This window comes from Kitasatospora sp. NPDC058965, assembly GCF_042741245.1.
Taxonomy (GTDB): Bacteria; Actinomycetota; Actinomycetes; order Streptomycetales; family Streptomycetaceae; genus Kitasatospora.
The window spans coordinates 1-6611 of the sequence record NZ_JBHYKG010000404.1; the positions used below are offsets into that span (position 1 = coordinate 1).

Sequence of the window (6611 nt, forward strand, 5' to 3'; positions counted from 1 at the left end):
CAGGGTACTGGGTGTGGACCCGGGGCTGACCAGGTGCGGGGTCGGCGTGGTGGACGGTGCACCGGGCCGGGCGCTGCGGATGGCGACCGTGCGGCCCGGGGCCGCGGACGAAGGGTGGGACGGTGCGGGTACTGGGTGTGGACCCGGGGCTGACCAGGTGCGGGGTCGGCGTGGTGGACGGTGCACCGGGCCGGGCGCTGCGGATGGTCGGCGTCGGCGTGGTGCGCACCCCGGCCGACCACGAGGTCCCGCTGCGGCTGCTGGCGATCGAGCAGGGGCTGGAGGAGTGGGTGGAGACCCACCGCCCGGACGTGGTCGCCATCGAGCGGGTCTTCGCCCAGCACAACGTCTCGACCGTGATGGGCACCGCGCAGGCCAGCGCGGTGGCCATGCTCTGCGCCACCCGGCGCGGCATCCCGGTGGTGCTGCACACCCCCAGCGAGGTCAAGGCGGCCGTCACCGGATCGGGGCGGGCGGACAAGGCCCAGGTCACCGCGATGGTGACCCGGTTGCTGCGGCTGGACGCCCCGCCCAAGCCGGCGGACGCGGCGGACGCGCTGGCGCTGGCGATCTGTCACATCTGGCGGGGCAGCGCCCAGCAGAAGCTCTCGGCGGCGCTGGCCCGCACCGCCTCCCCCAGGACCAAGGAGTACCGCCCGTGATCGCCTTCGTTCAGGGACCGGTCGCCGCCCTCTCGGCCGGTACGGCCGTGGTCGAGGTCGGCGGGGTCGGCATGGCGGTGCAGTGCACCCCGACCACGCTGGCCGCGCTGCGGCTCGGCGAGCCGACCCGGCTGGCCACCTCGCTGGTGGTGCGGGAGGACTCGCTCACCCTCTACGGCTTCGCCGACGACGACGAGCGGGCCACCTTCGAGGTGCTGCAGGCCGCACCCGGCGTGGGGCCGCGGCTGGCCCAGGCGATGCTCGGCGTGCACAGCCCCGACGCGCTGCGGGTCGCGGTGGCCCAGGGCGACGAGCGGGCCCTGATCAAGGTCCCCGGGATCGGCAAGGCCAAGGCGGCCAAGCTGCTGCTGGAGTACAAGGACAAGCTCGGTGCCCCGCACGGGTCGGTGCCGGCCCAGCAGCCGGTGGCGAGCGGCCCGGCGCCGTGGAGCGAGCAGCTGCACGCCGCGCTGGTCGGCCTCGGCTACGCGCCGCGCGAGGCGGACGAGGCGGTGGCCGCGGTCACCCCCGAGGCCGAGGCGCAGGCCCGCACCGACGTCGGCGCGCTGCTCAAGTCCGCGCTGCGGACCCTGAGCCGGGCCCGCTGAGCCGTCGGTCGTAGCGACCTACCGATCTGACCTTTCATCAACTTGTCGACATGGAGCCAGCACTGATGAGCCCGTACGACTCCGACCCCGCCGACCGGCTGGTGGGCGCGGCCGCCGACGACGCGGACCAGGCGGTCGAGGCGGCGCTGCGGCCCAAGCTGCTGGACGAGTTCATCGGCCAGGAGCGGGTCCGCGAGCAGCTCTCGCTGGTGCTGCGGGCGGCCCGCAAGCGCGGCGCCGCCCCCGACCACGTGCTGCTCTCCGGCCCGCCCGGCCTGGGCAAGACCACGCTGTCGATGATCATCGCGGCCGAGCTGAACGCGCCGATCCGGATCACCTCCGGTCCGGCCATCCAGCACGCCGGCGACCTGGCGGCGATCCTCTCCTCGCTCACCGAGGGCGAGGTGCTCTTCCTCGACGAGATCCACCGGATGTCGCGCCCCGCCGAGGAGATGCTCTACATGGCGATGGAGGACTTCCGGGTCGACGTGATCGTCGGCAAGGGGCCCGGCGCCACCGCGATCCCGCTGGAACTGCCGCCGTTCACCCTGGTCGGCGCCACCACCCGGGCCGGCCTGCTGCCGCCGCCGCTGCGCGACCGGTTCGGCTTCACCGGCCACATGGAGTTCTACGCCCCCGCCGAGCTGCAGCAGGTGGTGCACCGCTCGGCCGCGCTGCTGGACGTGGAGATCGACCCGGCGGGCGCCGCCGAGATCGCCGGCCGCTCCCGCGGCACGCCCCGGATCGCCAACCGGCTGCTGCGCCGGGTGCGCGACTACGCCCAGGTCGAGCACGACGGGGTGGTCACCGCCGCGATCGCGGCCCGGGCGCTGGCGGTCTACGAGGTGGACGAGCGTGGTCTGGACCGGCTGGACCGCGCGGTGCTGGACGCGCTGCTGCGGCTGTTCGGCGGCGGCCCGGTCGGTCTGTCGACGCTCGCCGTCGCGGTGGGGGAGGAGGCCGAGACGGTCGAGGAGGTGGCCGAGCCGTTCCTGGTGCGCGAGGGACTGCTGGCCCGCACGCCGCGCGGGCGGATCGCCACCGCCGCCGCGTGGCAGCACCTCGGCCTGGTCCCGCCGGTCCAGGGCGGCGGGCGCGGGGTGGTACCTACCCAAACCGATCTCTTCGGGACAAGTGACGCGTGACACACTGCGCACTCGCCACCGCTGGCTCAAGGATGCGATGCTTGGCGTTGTCCGATCTCAGCGGGTCTCCTAGACTTCGCCGGACCGCCCCGTCTCACCCCGGCGGGTCGTCCATCTCCACTGGCCACCCGCCGGGTGGCACCTAAAGGACCCGTCGCAGTGATTACTCTCCTCTTCCCCATCCTCATGGTCGTCCTCGTGGTCGTCATGATGAGGTCTCAGAAGAAGCGCCAGCAGCAGCAGGCGAACATGCAGTCGGCCATGGAACCGGGTTCGGCCGTGCGCACGATCGGTGGCCTCTACGCCACCGTCAAGGCGATCAACGAGAACAGCGTGGAGTTGGAGATCGCCCCCGGTGTGGTGACCCACTTCTCGAAGCAGGCCGTCGCCGCGGTCGTCGACCCCCAGGAGTACGACGAGATCGTCAACGGCCGGCCCGAGCAGGACGAGGCCGAGGTCGAGGCCGCCGAGGCCGACGCCGCGGTGGACGAGGCCGTGGCCGACGAGGTCGCCGACCTCGACAAGCCCGCCGCCAAGTAGTAAGAGCAGTCTGCACAACTTCACGGTTGTCCGCGGTTCGCGCCGCCGCCTGCCATCGCAGGCCGGCGGCGCAGTGCCAGCGGCATGGGACAGGGAGAAACGAGCAAGGTGGCAACACCCAAGTCGCGTCCGCGCGACGGTTACCCGGCGAGGGCACTGGCCCTCATCCTGGTGGTCACCGTCGGACTGGTCGCCCTCATGTTCGGGACGGGCCACAGGACGCCTCGCCTCGGGATCGACCTTGCGGGCGGTACCAGCATCACGCTGACCGCCACGTCCAAGGACAAGGCCGCGATCAACCAGACCAACATGGACACCGCGGTCAACATCATCCAGAAGCGCGTCAACGCGTTCGGTGTGTCCGAGGCCGAGGTCCAGACCCAGGGGAATGACAACATCATTGTCAACATCCCCAAGGGCACCAACAGCCAGCAGGCTGCCGAGCAGGTCGGCACCACCGCGAAGCTGTACTTCCGCCCGGTGCTGGCCACCGCGATGTCCGGCCCGCTCCCCGCCCAGCCCAGCGCCAAGCCGTCCGGTTCGGCCGCGCCCTCCGGCTCCGCCTCGCCGAGCGCCTCGGCCGCCGCGAGCTCCGGCGCGAGCGCCGCCCCCAGCGGCAGCGCCTCGGCCAGCCCGTCCAAGGCCGGCCGCGCCGTCTCCGACGGCCTGAAGGCCGCGGACCCGAGCGCCTCCGCCGGCGCCACCGCGTCGGCGTCGGCCTCCGCGTCCGCCGCGCCGTCCGGCAGTGCCGCCCCGTCGGCCGCCGCCACCGCGGTGCCGACCAGCCCGGCCGACATCACCGCGCTGACCACCCAGGGCACCGTGCCGACCGAGCTGCAGCAGCAGTTCACCGCGCTCGACTGCTCGGTGGCCGGCCAGCGGATCGACTACCAGACCGACCCGACGAAGAACGCGGTTGCCTGCTCCTACGACAAGGAGCAGAACACCTGGTTCAAGTTCGCCCTCGGCCCGGTCGCGGTCAACGGCCAGGACGTCTCCAAGGCCGCGGCCGGCTACGACACCCAGCACGCCTCCGGCTGGCAGGTCCAGCTGTCGTTCAACGACCAGGGCTCCAAGCAGTTCGCCGACACCACCGGCAAGCTGGCCACCCAGCAGCAGCCGGCCAACCAGTTCGCCATCGTGCTGGACGGCAAGGTCGTCTCCCACCCGTACGTGTCGCAGTCGATCACCGGTGGCAACGCCGTGATCTCCGGCTCGTTCACCCAGGACCAGGCCAGCGGCCTGTCCAACGTGCTGAGCTTCGGCGCGCTGCCGCTGAGCTTCGACAAGAGCGACGTGACCACCGTCACCGCCGCGCTCGGCAGTGACCAGCTGCACGCCGGTCTGATCGCCGGTGCGATCGGCATGGCGCTGGTGATCATCTACTCGCTGGTCTACTACCGCGGCCTCGGCCTGGTGTCGATCGGCGGTCTGGTGGTCTCCGCGGCGCTGACCTACTCGATCATGACGCTGCTCGGTGCCAGCATCGGCTTCGCGCTCAACCTGCCGGCCGTCTGCGGTGCGATCGTCGCGATCGGTATCACCGCCGACTCCTTCATCGTGTACTTCGAGCGCATCCGCGACGAGGTCCGCGAGGGGGCCCAGCTGCGCCCGGCCGTCCAGCGCGCCTGGCCGCGGGCCCGCCGCACCATCCTGGTCTCGGACTTCGTGTCGTTCCTCTGTGCCGCGGTGCTGTACGTGGTCTCGGTCGGCAAGGTGCAGGGCTTCGCCTTCACCCTGGGCCTGACCACGCTGCTCGACATCGTGGTGATCTTCCTCTTCACCAAGCCGCTGATCACGCTGCTCGCCCGGAGGAAGTTCTTCTCCGACGGTCACCCGTGGTCGGGCCTGGACCCGAAGCGCCTGGGCGCCCGGCCGCCGCTGCGCAGCACCCGCCGCCGTCCCGCCGCCACCTCCGCCGCCGTCAAGGAGGCCTGACGCAATGTCGCGCTTCAGCAACCTCGGCCACCGTCTCTACCAGGGCGAGGTCAGCTTCGACTTCGTCGGCCGCCGCAAGCTCTGGTACAGCATCTCCGCGGCGATCGCGGGCGCCGCGATCATCGGCCTGACCGTGATCGGCCTGCACCTGGGCATCGAGTTCAAGGGCGGCTCCGTCTACACGGTGCAGAAGCCGGGGCTCAGCGTCTCCCAGGCGCAGAGCGAGATCAACAAGATCACCGGGGACTCCACCTCGCAGGTGCAGTCCACCGGTGACGGCAAGATCCGGATCCAGGTCAGCGCCGGCGAGAAGGTCGCCTCGGACCAGGTCGTCAAGCAGCTCTCCGACGACCTGAAGGTGCCCAGCTCGGACATCAACGCCCAGGTGGTCGGCCCCAGCTGGGGCCACCAGATCTCCCAGAAGGCGCTGCTCGGCCTGGTCATCTTCATGGTCCTGGTCACCGCCTACCTGGCGATCGCCTTCGAGTGGCGGATGGCGGTGGCCGCGCTGGTCGCCCTGGTCCACGACCTGGTGATCACCATCGGCGTCTACGCCCTGGTGGGCTTCGAGGTCACCCCGGGCACCGTGATCGGCTTCCTGACCATCCTCGGTTACTCGCTCTACGACACGGTCGTCGTCTTCGACACCGTGAAGGAGAACACCAAGAACATCGAGAAGCAGAACAAGCTCACCTACAGCGAGGCGGCCAACGCCGGCCTCAACCAGACCCTGGTGCGTTCGCTGAACACCACCGTGGTCGCGCTGCTGCCGGTGGCCGGTCTGCTCTTCGTCGGCGGCGGCCTGCTCGGCGCCGGCACCCTGAACGACATCTCGCTGGCGCTGTTCATCGGCCTGTCGGCCGGTGCCTACTCCTCGATCTGCGTCGCCACCCCGCTGCTCGCCCAGCTCAAGGAGCAGACCCCGGAGATGAAGGCGCTCGCCAAGCGGGTCGCCCAGCGGCGCGCGGCGGACGCCAAGGCGGCGGCCGCGGCCGAGGCCGAGGGCACCGTCACCGACTCGGCCGAGGAGACCGTGGCCGACTCGGTCGCGGCGGGTATGGTCGGTCAGCGTAACCAGCCGACGAGCCGTGCCCGTGGCAAGGGCCGCCCGTCCGGCAAGCGCTGACGAAGGATCCGACGTGACCGACACCGCCCTGGCCGAACTGCTCACCAGCAGGATCCGGGACGTCCCCGACTACCCCAAGCCGGGGGTGCTGTTCAAGGACATCGCCCCGCTGCTCGCCGACGCCGAGGCCTTCGCGGCCCTCACCACGGCGCTGGCCGAGCGGGCCAAGGAGCTCGGGGCCACCAGGGTGGTCGGCCTGGAGGCGCGCGGCTTCGTGCTGGCGGCTCCGGCCGCCTTCGCGGCCGGACTCGGCTTCGTGCCGATCCGCAAGAAGGGCAAGCTGCCCGGCGAGGTGTTCCAGCAGTCCTACGACCTGGAGTACGGCTCGGCCACCCTCGAGGTGCAGTGCGACGCCTTCGCCGAGGGGGAGAAGGTGCTGGTGGTGGACGACGTGCTGGCCACCGGCGGCACCATCGCCGCCTCGCTGGACCTGGTCCGGCGGGCCGGTGCCCAGCTGGCCGGCGTGGTGGTGCTGATGGAGCTCGGCTTCCTCGGCGGCCGCGAGCGGCTGGTCCCGCACCTGGGCGGCGCCCCGCTGGAGACGCTGGTCACGATCTGATCCGTTCCGGACACGGAGAGCGGTGAACGCGCA

General features: G+C 71.6%; 7 protein-coding genes. All 7 read left to right on the forward strand.

Annotation, left to right across the window (positions count from 1 at the left end; translation table 11 throughout):
- Positions 1-122: 122 nt before the first annotated feature.
- The 7 genes from ruvC to ACFW1A_RS36955 all read left to right on the forward strand — a co-directional run bounded on the left by ruvC (position 123) and on the right by ACFW1A_RS36955 (position 6578).
- Positions 123-662: a crossover junction endodeoxyribonuclease RuvC gene (gene ruvC / locus ACFW1A_RS36925; protein WP_380417373.1), complete on the forward strand. Its 540-nt coding sequence runs from the start codon at positions 123-125 to the stop codon at positions 660-662.
- Positions 659-1270: a Holliday junction branch migration protein RuvA gene (gene ruvA, locus ACFW1A_RS36930; protein WP_380417375.1), complete on the forward strand. Its 612-nt coding sequence runs from the start codon at positions 659-661 to the stop codon at positions 1268-1270. The genes ruvC and ruvA overlap by 4 nt, the downstream gene beginning before the upstream one ends.
- 50 nt (positions 1271-1320) lie before the next feature.
- Entirely contained in the window at positions 1321-2415 is a 1095-nt protein-coding gene (gene ruvB / locus ACFW1A_RS36935; RefSeq protein ID WP_380417377.1) for a Holliday junction branch migration DNA helicase RuvB, read from the forward strand.
- A gap of 159 nt (positions 2416-2574) precedes the next feature.
- Positions 2575-2955: a preprotein translocase subunit YajC gene (gene yajC / locus ACFW1A_RS36940; protein WP_380417379.1), complete on the forward strand. Its 381-nt coding sequence runs from the start codon at positions 2575-2577 to the stop codon at positions 2953-2955.
- A gap of 108 nt (positions 2956-3063) precedes the next feature.
- Positions 3064-4893 (forward strand): protein translocase subunit SecD, encoded by a 1830-nt coding sequence (gene secD, locus ACFW1A_RS36945; protein ID WP_380417381.1) that lies wholly within the window; start codon positions 3064-3066, stop codon positions 4891-4893.
- A 4-nt stretch (positions 4894-4897) separates the two neighbouring features.
- Complete coding sequence (gene secF, locus ACFW1A_RS36950; protein WP_380417383.1) at positions 4898-6019, forward strand: protein translocase subunit SecF; 1122 nt, start codon at positions 4898-4900, stop codon at positions 6017-6019.
- 13 nt (positions 6020-6032) lie between these two features.
- The gene (locus ACFW1A_RS36955) at positions 6033-6578 is read left to right on the forward strand and encodes an adenine phosphoribosyltransferase (RefSeq protein ID WP_380417385.1); all 546 of its coding nucleotides are present in this window, start codon (positions 6033-6035) and stop codon (positions 6576-6578) included.
- Positions 6579-6611 lie beyond the last annotated feature (33 nt).

Bases quoted from the DNA above. Each gene is read 5' to 3' on its own strand.
- ruvB (WP_380417377.1), top strand. From the start codon at position 1,321: ATGGAGCCAGCACTGATGAGCCCGTACGACTCCGACCCCGCCGACCGG.
- secF (WP_380417383.1), top strand. From the start codon at position 4,898: ATGTCGCGCTTCAGCAACCTCGGCCACCGTCTCTACCAGGGCGAGGTC.